Source organism: Orbaceae bacterium lpD01 (assembly GCA_036251705.1).
GTDB lineage: Bacteria > Pseudomonadota > Gammaproteobacteria > Enterobacterales > Orbaceae > Utexia > Utexia brackfieldae.
The window spans coordinates 763,783-786,460 of record CP133959.1 but is presented as its reverse complement, the minus strand read 5'-3'; the positions used below and the strand labels follow the sequence as shown (position 1 = coordinate 786,460).

Here is a 22,678-nt window from a genome sequence, read left to right as displayed (position 1 = left end):
ACTTAATCCAAATGTAAACGGGTTTTATAGAGAACCAGGCCCATCATCAAGAGGGTAAATGAGAGCAGAAAAATCCCGTTGATGATTAATACCCACATCATATCCCCCGCTAAAAACAGCGTTTGCAGGGTGCTGACAAAATATTTTGCCGGGATAATATAGGTTATGGCGCGGATAATCGCCGGCATACTGCTCACCTCAAAGACAAAACCAGATAGCATCACCGCCGGTAAAAAGGCCGCATTTAATGCCACCATTGCCGCATTAAACTGATTACGGGTGATAGTTGAAATTAGCAGCCCCATGCCCAACACCGAAAACAGAAACAGGCTACTGAGCACAAACAGTAATATCCATGAACCGCGATAAGGTACCTGTAGCACCCACAGCGCAAACAGCATACAAATCACTAAGGCAATCAGTCCTAAGACATAATACGGCAGTAATTTTGAGAGCAGTAGCTCCCATTTGGTCATTGGCGTCGCCAGTAGGCTCTCCATCGTACCCCGCTCCCACTCTCTGGCTATCACCAGCGACGTTAAGATAGAACAGATCACCGTCATAATAATCGTAATCGCCCCCGGAATAATAAAGCGCCGGCTAATCGCGGCAGCATTAAACCAGTAACGTAGGCTGATATCCGCACTATTGGCACTGCTTTGCCCTAAATCCTGCTGCGTCTGCTGCTGCCAAATTTGTAGCACCCCCTGCAGATAGGCCTGCACAAAATGGGCGGTATTAGGTTCACTGCCATCGGTAATCAGCTGAATATTCGCGCTATTTTCGGCGTAACGCTGGGCAAAATCACTCGGCAGGACAATCATCGCCCGAATCTCACTCCTTGAGATCGCTTGCTTCAGCGGCTCAATCTCAGTCGTCAGCTGTTTTATCGTAATAAAAGGTGAACCCCTGAGGGTCTGTAAAAATCGCTGTGCCGGCTCACTTTGCTGCGGTACCACTACCCCCACATTAATGCGCGTGGCATCCAAATTGGTGCCATAACCAAAAATCACTAACAGCAAGATCGGAATTAATACCGCAATCAACCAACTACTGGGATCACGAATGATCTGATAGGTCTCTTTGCGGCATAAGGCCCATAATCGACGTGTCGCGATCACCATCACGCTTTTTCTCCATAAGATAACACCAACTCAACAAAGGTCTGCTCCATCGTGGGTTCAGGCTGCTGGGCAGTTTTAACCTGCGCTTTCAGCTGATCAGGCGTACCCAGCGCGATAAGCTTGCCCTGATAAATCAGGCCAATATGATCGCAATATTCCGCCTCATCCATAAAATGGGTGGTCACCATCACAGTCACCCCCTTCTCGACTAAGCTGTTGATATGCAGCCAAAATTCCCGTCGCGTGATGGGATCGACACCGGAGGTCGGTTCGTCTAAAAACAGAATATCTGGCCTGTGCATTAACGCACAGGCCAGTGCTAAGCGCTGTTTAAAACCGAGGGATAACGTCTCGGTAGCCTGATGAGCTATCGGGTGAAAATTAAAGGCTGTCAGCATCTCATCGATACGAGCGCGCTGCGTCTTACCGGTTAAACCATAAACCCCTGAGAAAAACTGCAAATTTTGTAAAATCGACAATTTATCATAGAGTGAAAACTTTTGCGCCATATAACCGATACGCTGCCGCACCAAGGTTGGACTGCGCGTCAAGTCCATATTCAGCACCAGCGCCTGACCTTCGGTAATATTAAGCAATCCGCAAATCATTTTAAAGGTGGTGGATTTGCCGGCGCCGTTAGGACCGAGCAGGCCAAAAATCTCGCCCCGCTTCACCTGAAAACTGACCTTATCGGTAGCGGTAAAATCGCCAAATCGCTTGGTCAGCGCCCTGGTTTCAATAGCGATCTCATCTTCGCCATGCAGCATCGGCGTCATAATCTCAGCCAGAATCGACGACTTAATCTTAATGCCACCAAGCAGGTCAATAAAGGCATCCTCAAAACGGCCTGCGGTGGGCGAAATCTGCATATCATCAGCCAGTGCTGCAAACAAAGACTCAACCTCAATGCCTTTTTTGACAATTAAACGCAGCGCATCACCTTGAATCACACCATCGCTAATTTCCGGTCTAGCTAACAGGGTTTGCAGTAAAGGACGCAAAGGCTGTTTTGCTGTCACTAATACCGTGCGCTGACTGACATCCTCAATTAACGCCGCCGGCTGGCCATAATACAAAAGTTCACCCTGATTGAGCAGTAAAATGCGCTCGCAACGCTCCGCTTCATCTAAGTAAGCCGTGCTCCATAAAATAAGCATACCCTGATTGGCCAGCTGGTTAACCATTTTCCATAATTCACGGCGGGAGATAGGGTCAACACCAACACCAGGTTCATCCAGTAGCAGGACTTTCGGTGAGCCAAGTAAGGTACAAGCCAAACCTAATTTCTGTTTCATGCCGCCAGATAGTTTGCCGGCAAGGCGATCAGTAAAATGGCTTAAATCGGTAAAGGCGAGTAACTGTTCGAACATCGCGCGGCGCTGCTCACCGACGATATTGCGTAAATCAGCAAATAGCGTCAGATTTTCCAGTACCGAGAGATCTTCGTACAACCCGAATTTTTGCGGCATATAACCCAGCCGTTGCCGTAGAGCGGCCTGCTCCTGATAAGGAGAGAGCCCATCGACCTGTAAGTGACCTTGGCTTGGTTTGAGTAAACCGGCCATCATCCGCAGTAAGGTGGTTTTACCGGCGCCATCCGGGCCAACTAAACCGATGATGCCGCCAGATTCAAGCGTCACCGATAAAGGCTTTAACGCCTGCACCGCGCCAAAACACTTGACCACCTCATTTAAGACAATCTGAGCACCCGCAACGTGTGGCGGCATATCCGTAACCACTATTGGGTAAACCGAATCGTCACCGGCATACCCTGCCGTAAATGAGCATCCGCTTGTGGCACAATAATGCGCAATCGATAGACCAGATCAGTTCTGAGTACGGTGGTCTCAACCGATTTTGGCGTAAATTCAGCGGTTGGTGACACAAAGCCAATCTGGCCTTGATAAGGTTTATCTGGAAAAGCATCGGTATAGACTAACACTTTTCGTCCGGGTATCGCCTGTGCCAGATTGACTTCATCGACATAAGCCCGAATCCAGATCGGCGCGACCAGTGCGAGGTTATAGACCGGCGCACCTTGAGTGATGATAGCGCCCGGCTCAACGATGCGGGTTAAGATAGTGCCGTCACTTGGTGCCAGCAGCATAGTATCTTGTAGATTCAGTTCAGCCTGGGCGAGTGCGGCCTGCGCCTGCGCCAGATTGGCTTGGGTCTGATCGCGCTGCGCCAAGGCACTGTCAATCGCATCTTGGGATACCGCCCGGGTTTTTAGTAGTTGTAATTGACGCGCATAACTCTGCTGCGCATATTGATAAGCGGCCTGCGCCTGCGCAACCTCGGCCTGCGCTTGTTGTAAGGCGATGCGATAAGGCGCTGGATCGAGTTTGGCTAATATCGCCTGCTGCTTAACCGTGTCGCCCTCTTCCTGCCGCATCTCGGCTAATCGACCACTCACTCGAAAAGCGGTATTCACTGAACGAATATCAACATTGCCGTATAAAGTCAGCGTTTTATCGGTATTTTTAAGGAGAAAAATGTAAACTAATCCCCCTATCAGCGCCGCTAAAATCACCACCAGCAGACCCTGTTTTATGCCTATTTTCATGCACTATTCCCTGTTTGCTATCGATAATCCTACCAAGAGGTTATCACGATTAAATGCCAAGCTTATCCGATTGATTGGCCACTTCCACTGTCCTCATCCAAGCTCAATACCGCATCGGCAAAACGCCATGACGCGATAAAGATGAATAAAATGAACAACAAACCAAAGTGAAGGTCATTATAGCAACTGAAAAGCTTTTCTCAATTCACCAATAAAAAATAAATTAACTGACCGCTTGAACAAGATTCTGTATAATGCGCGATAGTCATTAAAAACCAGTTTAGTGGATTGATTGTGAACGTATTGAAAACGCTTAAAATTATCTTGAAATTTTTTATCGGCTGCATCCTGTTTGGGGCAGTGGTCGCTATCGTCGGCTATGTCTACTACTCTAAAGATCTGCCCGACGTCACAGAACTGAAAGATATTCGTTTGCAAACTCCGCTACAGGTGCTAAGTGCTGAGGGTGATCTGATTGCCTCATTTGGCGAGCGTCGCCGCATTCCCCTCTCCTATGAACATATTCCCCAATACCTCAAAGAAGCCGTGATCGCCACCGAAGACTCACGCTTTTATGAACATCATGGTGTCGATCCGGTCGGCATCTTGCGTGCGGTCTTTATCGCTGCAAAATCCGGCGGTTTCTCGCAAGGTGGTAGTACTATCACCCAGCAGGTTGCCAAAAACTTCTTTTTAACCCCTGAGCGTAATATTCCCCGCAAGATTAAAGAGATGATTCTGGCCATTCGCATGGAGAAAGAGCTTAACAAACAAGAGATTTTGACGCTCTATTTAAATAAAATCTATTTCGGTTCGCGATCTTATGGTGTCGGCGCGGCTGCGTTCACCTTCTTTGGTAAAAGTGCCGAAGAGCTGACGTTGGCCGAAGCCGCCCTATTAGCCGGTTTACCGAATGCGCCTTCCGCTTACAACCCCATCTCTTACCCTGACAGGGCACTGACTCGCCGTAACTGGGTGTTACACCGTATGCTCGATCAGCAGTATATTACCCAAGCTGACTATGATAAGGCCGTTGCCGAGCCGCTGGGCGTGAGTTATCACACGGCTAAAATTGCTTTTTCAGCCCCGTATGCCGCCGAGATGGCGCGCCAATATATGTACGACAAGTACGGTGAAAATGCTTACTCTGATGGCTATGTGGTCTATACCACCATCAGTAAAAAAGATCAGGTCGCCGCCAATCAAGCCGTGCGCAACAATATTTTTCAATACGATATGCGTCACGGCTATCGCGGTCCGGAAAAAGTGCTCTGGAAAGCCGATGAAGCGCCATGGGATGACAGTAAAATCGAACAAGCCCTGAATAATTACATGAACTATAATGACTTATATCCAGCGGTCGTCACTGCGGTCAGTGGCAACACTGCCACTGCCATGATGGCCAAGGGTAACAGCATTACCATTCCGTTTGAGGGCGTCTCTTGGGCCAGAAAATATCTGACCGATGATAACCAAGGCCCGTTACCGGCTAACATTGCCGATGTGCTAAAACCGGGCCAACAGATCTGGGTACGCAATATTAATCAGGTTTGGTGGCTATCCCAGATCCCTAACGTCAACGCCGCCTTAGTATCATTAAATTCGGAAACTGGCGCAATCAAAGCCTTAGTCGGCGGCTTTGACTTCACCATCAGTAAATTTAACCGGGTAACCCAAGCGATTCGTCAAATCGGCTCGAATATTAAACCGTTTATCTACACTGCCGCGCTCGATAAAGGCATGACGATGGCCACTATTCTCAACGATGCGCCGATTATGCGTTCTAGTGCCGGTAGTGATGCCTGGCGGCCGAAAAACTCACCAGCCCAGTATGCCGGACCATTAAGACTTAGAATGGGTTTAGCGCTGTCGAAAAACGTGATGATGGTACGGGCCGTACGAGCGATAGGCATCGATTATGTCGCTGATTATCTGGAGCGATTTGGCTTCCCGAAACAAAATATCTCGCATAATGAGTCATTAGCCTTAGGTTCAGCAGCCTTTACCCCACTGCAAGTCGCGCGTGCTTATACCGTGATTGCCAATGGCGGATACTTAGTGACGCCGTTCTTAATCAATAAGATTGAGTATGCCGAAGGTGACCTGATTTATCAGCATGTACCAGAACAGATCTGCCGGGAGTGTATTGATCAGTTTAGTGTGTTAAATACCCAGAGCAACCAGTTCTCCATGGATAATGTCGAAAACGCCGCCGTGTCAACCGATAGCGAAGTACCGGAAGCCTCAGCGCTAAGTGATAATAGTGGCTTAATCCTGCCTGATGCCGATCGCACGTTTGAAAATTATCCGACCAATATCAGCACCGGCAATCTGCCTGCCGCGGATAACCAACCACAACAGATTACCACCCAGCCTGAATCTGCGATAGCCGTACCGCCGGTGTATGTGCCGCATGTGATTAGTCATGAGCTAGCCTTTTTAATGCGCACCGGCTTAAAAACCGCGGTCAATGGTGAACCTGGTAGCAATTGGCTGGCCACCTCATGGCGAGCGCGTGCACTTGGCCGCAGTGATGTGGGCGGTAAAACCGGGACCACCAATCAATCCAAAGATGTCTGGTTCTCCGGCTTTGGTGATGATCTGGTCACAACAGTCTGGATGGGCTTTGATGATCATCGCCGCCAGTTAGGTCAGGCACCAACCAGTATTAATAAACCGTCAGCGGTGGTCGCTGAAGGTGGCGCGAAAACTGCCAATCCAATCTGGGTTGACTATATGAAAGTCGCGCTGGCGGGTGAGCCGGTTAAACCTGATACTGTGCCAGATAATATTATTGAAGTGACTATTGATAAACAGACCGGTCTATTAGCCCGTCCGGAATCTGAACAGATGACCGAATACTTTATTAAAGGCACCGAACCGAAAGTCTACGCACAAAAAGAGATCGGCACGCGCGTCATTGATGAAAATGGTAACGCTTCTGAACTATTCTAATCTCTGATGAAGTTTGTAACACGCTTGACCGCGCCAGCAACGCGGTCAAGCTGACCCGATATGGAACAATTAACTTAGCCCAATGCGCAATAACACATCCCGTAAAGTAACGAATAGAGCACAGCCTAAAACAGCCGCCCATTCTGCCGCGCCAATGGCACTGAAAGGCGAGATTCGCATTATTGCCGGACGCTGGCGTGGCCGCAAATTGCCCGTGCTGTCCAGTCAAGGCTTACGGCCGACCACCGATCGCAGCAAAGAGACACTATTTAACTGGCTGGCGCCGTATCTGGATGGCAGTAATTGTCTGGACTGCTTCTCTGGCAGCGGCTCACTCGGTTTTGAAGCGGTTTCCCGTGGCGCCAGACAAGCCATCTTACTAGAAAAAGAGAGAGCCGCGGCCAGTCAGCTGATGGCCAATCAGCAGAAATTAGCCGCTGAGCAGATGAGCATTATACAGACCGACAGCTTAACCTGGCTGGCCAAGCCGGCCTCCATGCAGTTTGATCTGGTGTTTATCGATCCGCCTTTTGGGTTGGGACTGGTGCCGCAAACCATCGCCTTACTCAGCGAATATGGCTGGCTGGCGCCTGCGGCCTGGATCTATATTGAGACAGAGCAGCATCACGCCCCGCTCAATCTACCGATAAGCTGGCAGCGCCATCGCCAAAAACAAGCTGGACAAGTCTGTTCCAGACTATTTCAATACCAACCTTCAACTGATAAAGAGTAATCCTTATGATTATATTGCTAGGCCGCCTGATTTATCTACTGATTTGGACTTTTTTAGTCTGGAATCTGTTTGCCCCCTACCCCGCACCGGCCAACTTTATTGCCAATATCGCCTTAGCCGCCTTTGTGATTACTCATGGCCTGCAAGCCTGGTTACTCAGCGCCACCTTAACCCGACAAGAGCGCGCACAGGATCGTTTCCGCGTATTACGCCTGTTTTTATTTGGTATTTTTGAAGTTTTAAGCTGGAAAAAGACAAAAAACCAGCAGTAGCACCAAAAAAGTAAAAAAAGGACTTGCCAGTATAAATAGATTTTGTATAATGCTCCCACTTCTTCACAAGCACCTCTTTAAGCGGGAATAGCTCAGTTGGTAGAGCACGACCTTGCCAAGGTCGGGGTCGCGAGTTCGAACCTCGTTTCCCGCTCCAACATCTTGTATGTTGGAATCTGTAATAGTCTTTAGGTCTCTGAAAGTAAAGGCCAAATTATCCCTAGGTCGTCTATCGGCGTCCACCCAAATATCTTCTCGTCCGGAAATTTTTCGTACATCGATTCTGGCAAATCGGACATCGTTCCTTGAAGCAGTGTTTCCAGTGAGTATCTGTGTTTGCCTGCCTTCTGGCATGGTAATAAACAAGGGGAGAACGATATGCCACTGACTGAGACGGCAATCCGACAAGTCAAACCCAAAGCAAAGCTTACGCCATCGGTGATTTTGACGACCTGTTCCTGTTTGTTGCCAAGAATGGCACCAGGAGCTGGTACTGCCGTTTCACATGGCAAAGCAAGGAAGCCAAGATTTCCTTCGGCACCTATCCCGCCTTAGACCTTAAATACACCCGTATTATCAGGATAACCCTGTGATTGCATACATACAAAGCAAGGGAATTGTTGTGCAAGCCTGGTATCCCTTAGGTGGGCGCGGATATACAGCAGATTCGCTCAATAATCCGATTATCTCGAAGATTGCGCTAGCACATAATAAATCCTCCGCTCAAGTTATCCACAGGTGGAGTCTAAAAAAAACGTCATTGCCATACCGGGATCGAGTAATCAAGATCATATTAGGGAAAATCTGGATATATTCGATTTTGAGCTTACTGACCAAGTAATGGTCAAAATCGACGCGCTTGACCGTAATGAAAAACATGACTGATATTGATAAATAATTTACCACTGTATTTTTTTAAAAGGCAGACAAGATCATCACAACCTCTAGAGTCATATATAACAATCGGCCTTGTGATCACAACAATCATCGCTGGTGTACCATAAATGAGAGCAGTATCTTTATACTGCTCCTCTAAGAGCCGTTATTTCAAGTTTTCTTTAAAGAATTGTTCAAACTTGTCAAATGGAATTTTATCCAGATTGTCATATAAATCCACATGATCGGCGTCAGATACAACAACCAATTCTTTAGGTTCAGCGGCAGCTTGATAAACATCCTCCGAATAGTAACGCGAATGCGCTTTATCGCCGGTTACTAATAAAATCGGTCTAGGTGAAATTTGTTTAATGTTGTCCATTAGCGGAAAGCTAAAGAAGGACATCGGCGTGGTTGCTGTCCAAGCGGTTGTCGAATTAATAGAGCGTGGATGGAAACCGCGCGGCGTTTTGTAATAGTCAAAAAAGATTTTTGATACGGGATCAGCATCCGCAGGCAATTCATCGGGGAAAAGGCGATCGGCCTTGATGATATTGCCGCTTTCATCGAACGGTACTTCGTGCAACCCCGTGGCAAATTTGCCTTTTTCTGCATCCACCCAGCGTTGCTGACTCAGGTAATCCACCACTTTTTGGCGTTGTTCCGGCGTATAGTAATCATGATAACCTTTGCTCATACTACGTGACATATCGTACATTGCCGAGGTTGCCAATGCTTTGATGCGGGAATCGCTCGAGGCCGCAGTGATTGCCATTCCGGTTAAACCGCATATAGCTAATGCGCCGATACGATCGCGGTCAACAAAAGGTTGCAAACCGATAAAATCTACTGCCGCACTGAAATCTTCGCTATAAATATCAGGCGATGCTACATTACGCACTTCACCGCCGCTTTCACCTGTGAAAGAAGGATCAAACGCCAGCGTTACAAAACCGCGCTCGGCCAAAATCTGCGCATGTAAGCCTGAGGATTGCTCTTTTACCGCCCCGAACGGACCGCTTAAAACAATTGCGGCAAGTTTTGGTTATCAACATTTTTAGGTGTATATAAATCTCCGGTTAGTGTGATGCCATAGCGGTTTTTAAAATTAACTTTCTGATGATCAACTTTATTGCTTCTGGGGAAAGTTTTGTCCCAATCTTGAATATGTTGCATGCTAAGTGCTCCTGTATTTGTCTCGGATTGAGGACTGGCGATTACAGTGGCGGTATGGATAGTAAGACCAACACATAAAGCAATACCAGTCTGTAAAAATTTTCTGCGGGAAAGTGGGTTTTCCATAGAAACTCCTGAGCGTTAAATTATTAGTGAAATGTATGGTCAGTTTTTACCAAATTTGCGCCTGTTAACTCCGATGTATTTATTATCATAGGGAGATTACTCTGATACAATGAATAAATCTGGAATTGATAATTCGTAAAGTAGGAATAATTGTGTTAAATCGATTGGACGCTTTGAAATACTTTTGCATTGCCGCTGAGACCTTGCAATTTCGTGAAACGGCTGTGCGAATGTCAGTATCGCCGCAGGTTGTCACGCGCATGATCGCCGAATTGGAAGAGGAATTAGGAACGCTGCTGTTTGTGCGCAATACCCGCAACATGCAGCTTACCGAGTTTGGTGAGCGTTTTTTGCCACAAGCACAGCAGTATTTGCTTAACGGAGAAAAATTGTTTGCCACAGCTAAGCAAAAACAAAGCGCTATGAGCGGAATTGTGCGCATTACTGTGCCAAGGTTACCCGAAAACGATGCGATTCTGGCGGATTTAGCAGAAAGGTGTGCGGATTATCCCGAATTACGGATAGATTGGCGCGTGGATGCCGCCAAACTACATTTAGTCGGAAATCAGATTGATATTGGTTTGCGTATCGGTTTTGAGCCTGACCCGTTGATGATCATACGCAAAATCGTTGAAATGCAGGATAAGTTCGTCATTTCACCGCTGCTACTGGCAAAACTAGGACCGCCGGAAGATTTAGAGGACCTACAAAAACGTTTCCCAGTGAGTAACCTCATCAATGTTGATACCGGTCGTTCATGGGGCTGGCCACTCAATGATGAACTACACTTATTCCCCAAACAATTGCGTTTCTCTACTGATGATCCTTATAGCGAACTCTCTGCCGCTTTGTCAGGAATGACTTGCTCGTTAATTGCTGACTATATGTGTAACGAGCACATTGAAAGCGGTAGGTTAATGGAATTATTTTCTGATATTCCTCGAAAATGTTGGCAGATGTATCTATATAGACCACAACGCACTATGACTTCGACTCATGTGTTAAAGGTATTTGACTGGTTGACGGAAATTTTACTTAGGTATTATAAAAAGTGAAAAATCCCCCTTTGCCGTGAGTTTGTTAGGAGTAATGATTGGTTTTTGATTATACAAATCAATAAAGATTGATACTAAAAAATCAATTCGTACATCATGACGGGCATCGCAGTATTGCTGCGATGAAAATTCGTTTAATTATCAAATAATGGGAGCACGAATGAGAATTACGTTTCCGGCTCCAAATTCTTTTACATATCAAAAAAAATCATCTAAATTCAAGTGGTTACATCGTAAATATACAATTAAAATATCCGGCGCAAATTCGAATTTTTTATTTCTTGCTAATCTATTGCGCTGATTTTCATCGTGTTATTATTCCCCTTTCTTTTAGTCAACTTTTATTTCTGCTTGTATCAGCTGAGAATTTTGCCCCAAATAAGCCCATCTGGGTTTAAGTTATTCATGATTTTTGGGTACTATTTGAAGGCTATGTTTTTCTTTATTCCTCTGTTTGTTGTCCATCGCGATTATTATCGGGCTATGAGTTATTATTTATGCGTGGGTTTTAGCAGGCCATGGCGCCATTATCGGAAAAAGTAGTATAGATTGCTCAACCTGAAGATAAGCCTTATAGGTTGAGTGATGAAGATGGAGCGTCATTGAGATTAGTAATTAGCATGATTAGCAATCCCCTCAAACGTTAGATATATCTTAGAAATATCTATGCTAGTTTTTTTGGGAAGGCTCAGTTTTTGAGCTTAAGATTAAACTATTGGAATAGATTATGGACATGATATGTGGTGCTGAATTCTCGAAAGATAGAACAACGAGCCGTTATCCATTGCCGAACAATGTCGACCAATCTCAGTAGGAATAACCATATCATTGATGAGTAGAGAGTAAAGATGATGATATTTATCCCCGTGACATTTTTCCAAAGCGACTGCAGATCCTACGCCGACAAGGGTATCTGGCAATCGCGATGATAGCTTACTGTGGTTGATTGCTCACGCATGTGATAAATAGGCTGATTAGGCCCGATAATCACAATCAAGCTGTTTACTTTAACCATTTTATAATTTACGTGCTCGCACCGTTTTGCCTTTAATTTTTCCTTGTTGAAAATAAGACAGCGTTTGTTTTACGGCGGTGTGTTTAATCGCAATGTAAGTATACAGTTCAGTAATATTCATTTTACCAATATTTTGGCTGTCTAAATTGGCATCTTTGGTTAGCGCCCCAAGAATATCGCCAGGTCTGACTTTATTTTTACGGCCGATCGTCAAACATAGTGTTTGCATACTTGGCCTCACCATGTTTGCGGTATCAATGGTTAAATTGGCTAATGATTTCCAGGTGAGTTTAACGTTCAATTCCTTTTCAATCGCATTGGCTTTAACAACTTCATTTATGGCAACTAAGGTGATCGCTAATCCTTTTGCACCCGCTCTCCCGGTCCGACCGATTCGATGGACATACACTTCAGGATCGGGGGTAATTTGATAGTTAATGACCACATCTAATTCTTTAATATCTAAACCACGCGCAGCCACATCCGTTGCGACCAAAATAGCACAGCTTTTATTGGCAAATTGAAATAATACCTGTTCTCGTTCACGCTGCTCTAAGTCGCCATGTAAGGCGATAGCGCTATAGCCTAGTTTATTTAAGTAGGACTCGATGCTTTGACAGGCAACTTTAGTGTTACAAAAGACAATCGTTGATTCACAAGGGTTGAGATTAATGATTTTAGCTAATGCTTGATCACGTTGATGGTTCTCAATTTCATAAAAATATTGCTCAATCTCGTTATTTTGTTCATCAGTCGCGATCATCACCGGCGAGTTCTGGATCTTTTTACTCATTTTCATGATGGTATCAGGATAGGTCGCAGAGAAAAGCAGTGTTTGACGAGATATTGGCGAGGCGGTGAGAATACGATTAATATCCTCTTCAAATCCCATTTCGAGCATTCTGTCAGCCTCATCAAGCACGAGCATATTTAACTGTTTTAAATCTAGCGATTGCCGCTGCAAATGATCAGCGAGTCTTCCTGGGGTGCCAACAATAATATGTGCGCCATGCGCTAAAGAACCAATCTGAGGCCCAACGGGAACACCGCCACACAATGTTAATACTTTGACATTACTCATCAGACGCGCTAAGCGACGAATTTCATTCGCGACCTGATCGGCTAATTCGCGTGTTGGGCAAATGACAAGCGCCTGTGTAGTAAATTGCTTAACATCCAGCTTAGATAACAGCGCTAAACCAAATGCAACGGTTTTGCCGCTACCGGTTTTCGCTCTCGCTATGACATCGTTGCCGGCTAAAACTAATGGCAACGCCTTCGCTTGAATCGGTGTCATGGCAGTAAATGCCATTAACGCTAAATTATCTAATAATGTTTGTTTTAAAGGTAAGGAGGAAAATGAATTCACAGGCGCTCTTCGTGATAAAAAGTCATAAAATAGGCTCGTATTATACCTGATTAAAAGCATAATTACTTTAATTGTGCCACAACATCGCAGCTTTACTTAACCGACGACAAAGTACTTATATTCAGATAGCGCGGTATCGGCATAAAGAGAGGTTGCCTGTATTAGCTAAAAAGGCATTCATCGATATGAGCCGTACCGATGTGTTAACCGTGCAGCGTAAGATAGCACAACGGATAAGTATTAGTCTAACATCTGAAAAGGCCAGACCTTCGTTTAAAGGGTTAACGAGCCAAAGGCCTGTTGCCAGTCATCTGCAAATTTCTGTATCGCGGCATCCACCGCAGGATCAGCAATCAATAACTCGGCCACATCCACCGGCAACGTAATCGATTCACACCCGGCTAACAAGCAGTCCAGTGCTTGCCGCGGGGTTCTAAAGCTGGCCGCCAGTATCATGGTATCAGGGGCATGCAGCGATAATAAGGTCTGTAACTCATTCACTACCGCAATACCGCTGCCACTTTGGGCATCAATCCGATTCACATAAGGTGCCACATACTCGGCGCCAGCTAGCGCAGAGAGCAAGCCTTGCGCTGCACCATAAACCGCAGTACCTAAGGTTGTAATACCCTGTGCGCTTAAGGTTTTAATCGCGATTAATCCTTGTGCCGTCACCGGAATTTTTACTATCAGGCTGGGGAACTGAGCGCTGAGTTTTTCCGCCTCTTTGATCATCTCCTTGGCCTGACTGGCAATCACTTGGGCGAAGAGCTGTCCTTCCGGCCCCAAAATATCTTGTAGCTCGGCCAGTACCGCAAACAGCGGTCTGCGCGCTTTGGCGACAATGCTGGGATTGGTGGTAACCCCTTTAATCGGTAAAATCGGTAGTAAACGTTTAACGGCTTGTATATCCGCCGTATCCAGATAGAGTTCCATATGTTTCCCTTATAATTCAACTTTCGTTCGAAATATATTACACCGTAAAAAGAAAATAATTTATCTTTTTTTATAAAACGTGATAACTATCACTATCTAACTATCACAAACTTATTAGTTCACCCGATAAACATCCCTGTCCTGTGTGAATAACGCCTTGACTTACAGCGGATCGAAAGCCTGATTGTTCATCATGATGGGCTATGTGTGGAGTGAATTATTGAGAAGCATAAACCAGGTCAAACTGAGATGGGTCAGTCATCACCCTATGGCGTCCTCATACTAAAACAGGGTGTATCATATCGGCCACCGCTTAACTCACTCACTGCTTCGCGCAAAGATAAAGGATAGTGAATGGTCACAACTGCAATCGTGCTGAAGCCAGATAACGGATAAACCGGCACTTTTTTCGCAATTCAGTTTGGCTAAAATAGCTTGTTCGGTTTCAGGCATCCTATCATGAGTGGCGGCGCTGCATGCATCGAAGCACAATACCCATCATGCATCGATAACCATCTGCTGAAAATAGATGAAGATGAGGACATCCATCGCCTTCATTAAATGATATGATTTAGCAAAGCATCCGTGATTTCCCCCCCCTGAATATAACCGCGAGGCAATATACCATGATGCCCTTATCGATTGAGAGTGTGATATCGGAGTTGGTCGATGAAAGCAGAGTCATCAAAAACTGCTATTGTTCCAGTTATGATTCAGCCGTGCCACCGAAACTGGCTTATCAGGTCAATTTTCCGCGCCTTGAGATGATTGTTCAGGGCAGTCAGGAGATGAGTTGGCATCAGGATAATCAAGTGATTGAGAAGACCTTATTCGCCAATGATATGTTATTTGTTTGTCCAAGAAGTTGGAATAAACCGACCTGGTCAACACCTGTGACCACCTTAAGTCTGTTATTTGGTAAGCAGCAATTAGGATTGAGTTTACTACACTGGAATGGTACCGAGTTTTTATCCCTTGAACAGTGCAATACCGGACGGCGTGGGCCCAGAATTGGCAGCTTTATGATTCAAACATTAATCGAGTTATCAATGAATTATGATCAAAAACGTAGTCACAAGACAGCCAATCTCCTGATCCGAAGTCTGTTAAGTCACTCGCTTGAACTACTCACCAGTCAATTCGAAACTAAGCCCAAAACAACCATTTTATTTGAAGCAGTCAGATCATATATTGATCACCATTTTCAGGAGGAGATTAGCCGCAATTTATTGGCCCAGCTGTTCCATATCTCGCCCAATTATCTCTCGGCACTGTTTCAAAAAGAGGGCAATATTGGTTTGAATGAGTATATTATTCAGACCCGACTTGAACATGCCAAAACCCGATTAAAACAGTATGACCACACCATCAAAGAAATTGCGGTGGCCTCCGGCTTTCAGGATAGTAACTATTTCTGCCGGGTGTTTCGAAAAAAAACCGATCGGTCGCCCTCGGAATATCGTAAACAGTATCACAGTAAGATTTATGATAAAGTTTAACCTCATCTAATCAGCAAAAGGAGAAGATGACAGGCATGATACTGCCGATTCAATATTAACGATTCAATCTAGTTCATCAAAGATAGTTCATTATGGATAATTCACTAAATATAGTTCATGAAATACAGTCAATTACATAAGATCGTTAGCGAACCTATTTCGTGCGCCAGATTAGCGGGTTAGCCGGCCAATATCATGCTTCTGGCTAAAGCGTGACCTAAAATCCGGCCGGCTGACTGAGGACTTTTTTAATCTGTTTAAGTAAAACCACTTTATCCTGTAACAGAAACTGATTGATATCGATCTCTAAGCAGCGCTTTTGTTGAAACCGAGCTTTGTGATCAATCTGCTTATTGCTAATAATCAGGATTAAGTCGCCTTTCAAAATATCTGATTCATCAATCGGATTTTCAATGCCCAAAGCGCCCTGCGTTTCAACTTTTACACGCCAGTTTTCCTGTAACGCGAGTTTTTCAATATATTCCGCCGCCATATAGGTATATGCCACGCCGCTAATACAGGCAGTCACAGCCAAAATATTTAGTCTTGTCATCCTAAATGCCCTATTGTTTAAATCCTTTTTTATTCAATCTGCTCATACGTATGCTTACCCTAAATGACGCGTCATAAAACTTGAGTTATCGTATCATAATAAATCAAATCACTGCCGGTTATTTCCGCAAATCATTAAGCACTTACCGATGAAACGAATGAGCTTATAAAACATGGCAAAGCGGCCTGTCGCGATAAAGCTATTTTCATTGCTGATGGTATATTGCGCAGCAGTGAATCTTCATTGATTGGTCGATAAACATCATCTGCCAGACAGACCAAGTCCATCCATATCGGTTACTCGCTCATACGCTTTACACACCGACCGAAATTGACGGTGCTCGTGAATCCACTTTGCTGCAGCATCATCAATTCAAATGAAGGGGCTGCCCCTGCTTTGATCCTAAAGCAGACTTAGTCGCGTACGGTGGATGTCAAACCGGCTAATAACACTCCGCTGGTGATGGCGGTAAAAGGTACCACCGTAATTAATCCAAAGCTGCCCACCATGGTATGTAAAATTTCAGCAGAAACATAATTAAAATTGAGAATATTGGTTAACGGCACGCCTTGCCCGACAAATACCATTAAGAGAGCCAGATAGCCACCTGAATAGGCTAATAATAACGTGGTGGTCATCGTACCAATCACCGCCCGGCCAACCGTTAGGCCTGATTTGATTGCTTCAAATTTGCTGATATCCGGTTTTTTTTCGACCACCTCACTCACCGCGGAAGTAATATCCACCGCGACATCCATAACCGCACCGCTAGAAGCAATAAAAATACTGGCGATAAAAATATGATTCAAATTAAGTGTAGAAAACCCTGAATAGAGTAAATTTTCCGAGAAAGACATCACGGCGCCATGCACTTTAAACACATCAACAAAATAGATCGCCATGCCGGCGGTAATGATGATACCTAAAAAAGACCCTAACACAGCCGCTAGGAAACAACGACCAAAACCATACACCAACATGGTAATTAGGGTGGTGAGAATTAAGGTAAATAACATGCCCACCATGACCGGGTGATAGCCCATTAAAAAGGCCGGAATCAAGACTTTCCAAAGGGCAAGCACCGTAAAGACAAATGAAACAATCGCTCTGACACCCAGCCAACCGGCTAGAACAATCAGTAATATCGCAAAGGCTATCACCAGAATCGATTCAAAATGTAATCGATAGTGATCCACCATCGTCACTTTGACGATCTCGCTATTGTCTAAGTTAGGTTGCATCACAATCAGCGCCTTATCACCAGCCTTAAACAGTTTATCTGATTCGAGCTTACCTAATAACATGTTACTGGCTTTAAATCGCTGACCTTTATAGATGCCCGTGCTAACCTCAACTTCACCAATTTGATCGCCATAGGTAATCAGTCCAATATGATTGACCAGCGAATTATCAACCGATAAGACTGTCGCGGTGACTCTGATATGATGCTTATACACCGGATTTTCATATTGATTAGGCAGAAACAGCATAACCAGAATTATCACCAAGGCGATTAAGGTCGGCAGAATTTTATGACTAAATATTATTTTCGATAATTTCATGACAGATGACTCATTGATGATGGAAAGAAAAGCCGATGTTTCTGTTCCACTTGATGTTGCCCGGCCAATGTCGATACATAAACGGGGATTGAATTGCCGCGTGTTTACCCATGATCTGGATTATCATTGCCCCTAATACATGCACGCACAATCAATTCCACTTATCGACATCAAACCCTCGCTATCTCGCTCACTGTACAGGGTGAATCCTTCGTATTTCTCAATACGAAGGATTACCGACTGACGAATTTAAGATCAATTAGTTAGCCAAAGTCAGTGACATAATCTTTTTCGGGATTTCGGTGTTTTCATAAAAACCGCTAAACAGTTCCTGACCGACACCTTTGGCATAAACCGCGGCGGGGAGCCCGGTATGCGCTGTGGTGGTCCAGCCAAGACCCGCTTTACTGTTCAAAACATGCGTCACCGCAATTTGTAGCGGCTCCTGATCATAATAGGAGTACTCAATGATATAGCTATCGGTTTTACGGTAAGGGCGCTTATCATAAGGCACTAAGCTCTCTAAATAGCCTTTATGAATAATCGCTATCTCACGATCCGATAAAACCGCTCTTAGATTGTCCTGTGCTTTGGGAGAACTCATTTGATATAAGCCAAATAATCCCTCCAGATCTTGCAGCACTTGTTCAAAGGCGACTTGTTTATCACGATAATGACGAACATAATCCCGGGCGTATTTCGCGCCGGAGATCTTTTGGCTAGACAAGACATTGAAATAGGTATCATAACCGGTGGCGCCGAAACCGATCCCAAACCCGCCGGTTTCATGATCACCGGTGACAATAATCAACGTGTCATCAGGATGCTGCTGATAAAAATCGAGGGCAACCTGAACCGCATCTTCCAGTGATTTGACATCATGAATCAGCGTGGCGGCATCATTAGCATGAGCGGCCCAGTCAATTTTTCCGCCTTCAACCAGCATAAAAAAACCGGTGTCATTCATCAATAGCTCAACGCCTTTTTTAGTATAATCCGCTAAGCTAAGATCATCTTTTTGTTGATCAATCAAAAAATCGAGCGCGGCATCGTCTGGGTTATCAAAAATCGCATTGACCGCTAACACTTTTTGGCCATCTTGTGGTGTTAATGCCTCAAAATCGGCTTTAGAATGGATATAGTGGTAACCCGATTGTTGCGCTAAATCGATGATATTGGGCTGATTACCCTCATTGCCATTCGGTTTTTTAAAGCCACCGCCGCCAAAATAGTCAAAGTCACTCTTGATCAAGTCCAGACCAATCTCATAATACTTACTTCGGCTGGTTTGGTGAGCATAAAACCCCGCCGGCGTAGCATGATCGAGTGACACCGTCGTCACGATACCTACTTTATAGTTATTTTTTTGTTTCAATAGCGTAGCAATCGAGGGATGAGGATGATTAAACGCATCGACCCCTACGCCACCATCAAGGGCTTTATAACCTGTTGCCAGCGCGGTTGCCGCCGCCGCTGAATCAGTAATAAAATCAGAGGCATCATAGGTTGTCGCGGCCCCTAATACCGGAAAACTGGCAAATATAGGCATAAGGGCTTTCGGTGGATTATTGGGTGTGGGCTGTTTAACGGTGCCGATAAATTGATTATCAACGGTGCCTCGATAGATCCCTAAGGCCGTTGCTTGTGGAAAACTCATGCCATCACCAATAAAATAAAAAATATATTTGGGTGGTGAGACTGATGATGTGGTTGTTGCCATCGAATAGGTTGAGATACATAATGCTGATAGCACGGCGGCTTTCACTATCAGCTGCCACTGACTCCATCGATTAATACTCATATATTACTCCTGTTGATATATGCTGACATTGCCTGGCAAGCTTAAAAGAAAGTTTATGGATTTTATAGGAGACATTTGTACGATTAACAGGATATTTGTACGAATTTTTAAAAATGAGACCTAGCTCAAACTTACCCTAATTTCCCTGACAACCTATCCTAAAATAGTGAATATGGGCTAACAGTAGCTATCAACATCACCCCTTATATCTTGTGACGTTTTTGATAACAGAATAAACCAGCCTCATTATTAACAGTGGCCTGACTCATTCAAATCTTATCTGTTCTGAAGAGAGGAAAAGGTGATATGCGCGGCAGATAAAAAAATCAGATTGAGTCATATTATGCTTAACTGTAAGAAAAAATGGCAATGTTTTAGTTATGGGCGCTTAAGAGAGTGACATGGTGTGTGAGATCGTTTTTGTATCTGGTTATTTGCCAATTAATGAAGGATGAGACAACTTAGCCATAAGATTGAACATTAATATCAAATAATCAGATCACTAGTCTGCTGACTTTTCATCAGCAGACTAGCTTTTGAATCATTGATGATACAATTTATCCGCAATCGCATTAAACATTAATGCTGCTTCTAACGGCTGAGCGTCAAAAGGCGGTTCAGCTTCAGGCCAGGTTGACCACTGCACAATAACCAGATGTTCAGGCTGATTAACTACTATCATTTGGCCAAAAATCCCTAATGCCCAAAGCGTATCATGACTGGTTAACTTATTGGTATACTGACCTGAGTAATTCGCTGGCACACTATTATTCCACCACTCATAGCCATAAATACCTTCAGGATGCTTAGCGCTGACGGAATTCTTAGCCTGATTCCAGGTTCTCGCCTGTTTAACCCAATTATCCGGCAGCACGCTGCGGCCATCAGGTAATACGCCATTATTAGCGATAAACAGACCAAATTTACCCCAATCTTCCAGTGTCGCATTAAAACCATGGGCACCTACATCATGCTGACCTTTCTGGTAACTATGCCATACCCCGTCACGGTTCATACCAGCAGGTTGCCAAATTTTCTCCTGCAAATAAGTCGCTATCGAGACGCCGGTGGCTTTTTCCAGTGTGTCACCTAGCAGCCAGGCGCCGCCTGATGAATATAACCAAACCTCGCCCGGTTTCGCATCAGCCTTTCGATTTTTTGATTTAATCAATCGATTCACGCACGCATAGGCATGGCCACCCGCTTCACACTGGGTGAGCTGTGCAAAATCAGAGGTTGGGTCGGTATAATTCTCAGTCCACTCAACGCCTGAAGTGTGTTGTAATAACTGGCGAATCGTCACATTTTCCCACACCGTCCCCTTCACATCCGGATTGTATTTCACCACTAAATCATCCAGAGATGCAATCTTACCCTCTTTCAGTGCAATGCCAACCAATGTCGACACCACTGACTTACCAACCGAACGAGATGTCCACAGGGTGGTATTGTTGTTTCCCTGCCCATAATACTCATAAGCAATCTTACCATCTTTAATGACCAGTAGACCGGTGACATTATTGCGTACAAGATAGTCACTCAGGGTATAAGAGTGATCATTAAACACATAAGCGGTATCGGCTAATCTTTTCAATGCTTTAGGTAAGGGCTGTGCATCCGCACGCGCTTTGAATACATCCCCCGTGTAAGAGCGATAGTCGTTACGAAAACCAATCACTCTGTCATGCTGATCCCATGTCAGCATATCCTTTACGGTAGGCGGATGGGCATCAACCAGATCTGGACAGGTTAAGTCTACCACGCCACATTCAGCATTCACCGCTGCTGCATTCACCTGTAGCATCATCGTCAAACACGCTGCCAGTAAACCCTTTTTTATCTTCATTCACTCACTCCTTATTATTGATTTCCGATTAATAAGGCTATATTAAAAATGATTGTGATTTTCAGCAAATCGGTTATTGTAGGGAAACCCAACATTACCATACAAAAGATCATGTCTAGCATCCCTTTTTCTCTTGCCCAAATTGAAGCCTTTGCCTGCGTTTGCGAGACCAATAACCTATCCACTGCCGCGAAAAGATTACAAAAAAGCCGCACAACGGTCAGCGAACTGGTTGAGACACTGGAAGATAACTTAGGTTATATCCTCTTCAATCGTCAAAAGCGCCCGTTAGAACTGACCAAAGAGGGCCACCAGCTCTACGCACAAGCACGGTTATTCCTGCATGAAGCAAACTGTTTTAATCAACAAGCCAGACAAATCCCCAACGATAACCGAAAAACCCTCACTATTTGTTATGACCTGTTTACAGCCCAACGCTTCATTCAGCAATTAATCGCCTATTTTGCCGAGCAGCAAATTAAGATTAATTTGCTCAATATCGAGCGGCATCTGGGCGAAAAAATCATTCTGGCCGGTCAAGCGGATATTGGTCTCTATCCGGCAGTCAATCGTATGATTAATGCTGATTTTAAATGGCGTGCCATCGGTATAGTCGAATTAGGGATTTACGCACACCAAGATTTTTTCATGGCCAAACCGACCGCCATCTCAATGCTTGAGCTCGCTTCATCCAACCAACTTTTGCCCTTTATTCAACCGGCAGCCCAAACCATTGCGTCAATCAAGGTCGCCGATGCCATACAAATCGTCACAGATATTAACCTGCTTAAACAACTACTTATTGAAAAACAGGGCTGGGGTCTATTACCTAAACATCTGTTTGGGACCCATTCACTACCCATTACCTGCTTTAATAGTGATCTTGGCAATAAAGGAATTATCCAAACTCTGGTGGCAATTTGGTCACCTGCCACAGACAAACAGTTAAGTCAGATTATTCAACAAATCGCCAATCTTTATGAGACGAATTAATCAAGCATCGACATGTTGAGTTTATTCGACGAATAAAAAATCAAGTCACATCACGCTATGCACTCATCGTGTGTTTATACCAATTTTTTGAATAGGTTGACTTAGATAAATATCTATCTTAAGTTCGCAGCTTCTATGAGATAAAAATAACTCAAATCACTTATAAATAAAAATAACCGCAAGGAATAAAAGGAATAATAAAGTGCGTAATCCTCATGATG

18 protein-coding genes and 1 tRNA gene are annotated in these 22,678 nt (G+C 44.7%); 8 read left to right on the top strand and 11 right to left on the bottom strand.

The window, feature by feature from the left end; all coding sequences use genetic code 11:
• Window positions 1-2: 2 nt before the first annotated feature.
• Genes RHO15_03525 through RHO15_03515 form a run of 3 tightly spaced genes read right to left on the bottom strand, consistent with a single transcriptional unit; the run spans window position 3 to window position 3,690 of the window.
• Window positions 3-1,124, bottom strand: coding sequence for an ABC transporter permease (locus RHO15_03525; GenBank protein ID WVD64594.1), 1,122 nt, complete (start codon window positions 1,122-1,124; stop codon window positions 3-5).
• Window positions 1,124-2,851 carry an ATP-binding cassette domain-containing protein gene (locus RHO15_03520; GenBank protein WVD64593.1) on the bottom strand — a complete coding sequence of 576 codons (1,728 nt, stop codon included), beginning with the start codon at window positions 2,849-2,851 and terminating at the stop codon, window positions 1,124-1,126. Before RHO15_03520 ends, RHO15_03525 begins: the two co-directional genes overlap by 1 nt.
• An 11-nt stretch (window positions 2,852-2,862) precedes the next feature.
• Window positions 2,863-3,690 carry an efflux RND transporter periplasmic adaptor subunit gene (locus RHO15_03515; GenBank protein WVD64592.1) on the bottom strand — a complete coding sequence of 276 codons (828 nt, stop codon included), beginning with the start codon at window positions 3,688-3,690 and terminating at the stop codon, window positions 2,863-2,865.
• Between the two features lie 294 nt (window positions 3,691-3,984).
• On the opposite strand from RHO15_03515, the gene RHO15_03510 reads away from it, so the two are divergent.
• The 5 genes from RHO15_03510 to RHO15_03490 all read left to right on the top strand — a co-directional run bounded on the left by RHO15_03510 (window position 3,985) and on the right by RHO15_03490 (window position 8,205).
• Window positions 3,985-6,645: a transglycosylase domain-containing protein gene (locus RHO15_03510; protein ID WVD64591.1), complete on the top strand. Its 2,661-nt coding sequence runs from the start codon at window positions 3,985-3,987 to the stop codon at window positions 6,643-6,645.
• An 82-nt stretch (window positions 6,646-6,727) separates the two neighbouring features.
• Window positions 6,728-7,378, top strand: a complete 651-nt coding sequence (gene rsmD / locus RHO15_03505; protein ID WVD64590.1) for a 16S rRNA (guanine(966)-N(2))-methyltransferase RsmD — start codon at window positions 6,728-6,730, stop codon at window positions 7,376-7,378.
• Window positions 7,379-7,383: 5 nt separating this feature from the next.
• Window positions 7,384-7,650 (top strand): DUF1145 domain-containing protein, encoded by a 267-nt coding sequence (locus RHO15_03500; protein ID WVD64589.1) that lies wholly within the window; start codon window positions 7,384-7,386, stop codon window positions 7,648-7,650.
• 81 nt (window positions 7,651-7,731) lie between these two features.
• Window positions 7,732-7,807: transfer RNA gene (locus RHO15_03495), tRNA-Gly, on the top strand.
• A gap of 221 nt (window positions 7,808-8,028) precedes the next feature.
• Window positions 8,029-8,205 carry a hypothetical protein gene (locus tag RHO15_03490; protein WVD64588.1) on the top strand — a complete coding sequence of 59 codons (177 nt, stop codon included), beginning with the start codon at window positions 8,029-8,031 and terminating at the stop codon, window positions 8,203-8,205.
• 487 nt (window positions 8,206-8,692) lie between these two features.
• Here RHO15_03490 and RHO15_03485 read toward each other — a convergent pair whose 3' ends face one another.
• Window positions 8,693-9,493 (bottom strand): alpha/beta hydrolase, encoded by an 801-nt coding sequence (locus tag RHO15_03485; protein ID WVD64587.1) that lies wholly within the window; start codon window positions 9,491-9,493, stop codon window positions 8,693-8,695.
• Between the two features lie 53 nt (window positions 9,494-9,546).
• Entirely contained in the window at window positions 9,547-9,828 is a 282-nt protein-coding gene (locus tag RHO15_03480; GenBank protein ID WVD64586.1) for a hypothetical protein, read from the bottom strand.
• A gap of 152 nt (window positions 9,829-9,980) precedes the next feature.
• On the opposite strand from RHO15_03480, the gene RHO15_03475 reads away from it, so the two are divergent.
• A complete protein-coding gene (locus RHO15_03475) occupies window positions 9,981-10,883 on the top strand; it encodes a LysR family transcriptional regulator (protein ID WVD64585.1) in 903 nt (300 codons plus the stop codon).
• A 1,016-nt stretch (window positions 10,884-11,899) separates the two neighbouring features.
• Here RHO15_03475 and dbpA read toward each other — a convergent pair.
• On the bottom strand, window positions 11,900-13,267 hold the full coding sequence (gene dbpA, locus RHO15_03470; protein ID WVD64584.1) for an ATP-dependent RNA helicase DbpA: 1,368 nt from the start codon (window positions 13,265-13,267) through the stop codon (window positions 11,900-11,902).
• Window positions 13,268-13,540: 273 nt separating this feature from the next.
• Window positions 13,541-14,203 carry a fructose-6-phosphate aldolase gene (gene fsa, locus RHO15_03465; GenBank protein WVD64583.1) on the bottom strand — a complete coding sequence of 221 codons (663 nt, stop codon included), beginning with the start codon at window positions 14,201-14,203 and terminating at the stop codon, window positions 13,541-13,543.
• Between the two features lie 626 nt (window positions 14,204-14,829).
• On the opposite strand from fsa, the gene RHO15_03460 reads away from it, so the two are divergent.
• Window positions 14,830-15,702, top strand: a complete 873-nt coding sequence (locus RHO15_03460) for an AraC family transcriptional regulator (protein ID WVD64582.1) — start codon at window positions 14,830-14,832, stop codon at window positions 15,700-15,702.
• Between the two features lie 217 nt (window positions 15,703-15,919).
• On the opposite strand, the gene RHO15_03455 is transcribed toward RHO15_03460, so the two are convergent.
• From RHO15_03455 to RHO15_03440, 4 genes are all read right to left on the bottom strand, one after another.
• Window positions 15,920-16,255, bottom strand: a complete 336-nt coding sequence (locus RHO15_03455; GenBank protein ID WVD64581.1) for a fructose PTS transporter subunit IIB — start codon at window positions 16,253-16,255, stop codon at window positions 15,920-15,922.
• 413 nt (window positions 16,256-16,668) lie between these two features.
• Window positions 16,669-17,817 carry a YibE/F family protein gene (locus RHO15_03450; protein ID WVD64580.1) on the bottom strand — a complete coding sequence of 383 codons (1,149 nt, stop codon included), beginning with the start codon at window positions 17,815-17,817 and terminating at the stop codon, window positions 16,669-16,671.
• A 259-nt stretch (window positions 17,818-18,076) separates the two neighbouring features.
• Complete coding sequence (locus tag RHO15_03445) at window positions 18,077-19,618, bottom strand: alkaline phosphatase (GenBank protein ID WVD64579.1); 1,542 nt, start codon at window positions 19,616-19,618, stop codon at window positions 18,077-18,079.
• A gap of 541 nt (window positions 19,619-20,159) precedes the next feature.
• Window positions 20,160-21,464, bottom strand: coding sequence for a serine hydrolase (locus RHO15_03440; protein ID WVD64578.1), 1,305 nt, complete (start codon window positions 21,462-21,464; stop codon window positions 20,160-20,162).
• A gap of 111 nt (window positions 21,465-21,575) precedes the next feature.
• Here RHO15_03440 and RHO15_03435 point away from each other — a divergent pair, with 111 nt between their 5' ends.
• Window positions 21,576-22,457: a LysR family transcriptional regulator gene (locus RHO15_03435; protein ID WVD64577.1), complete on the top strand. Its 882-nt coding sequence runs from the start codon at window positions 21,576-21,578 to the stop codon at window positions 22,455-22,457.
• Window positions 22,458-22,678 lie beyond the last annotated feature (221 nt).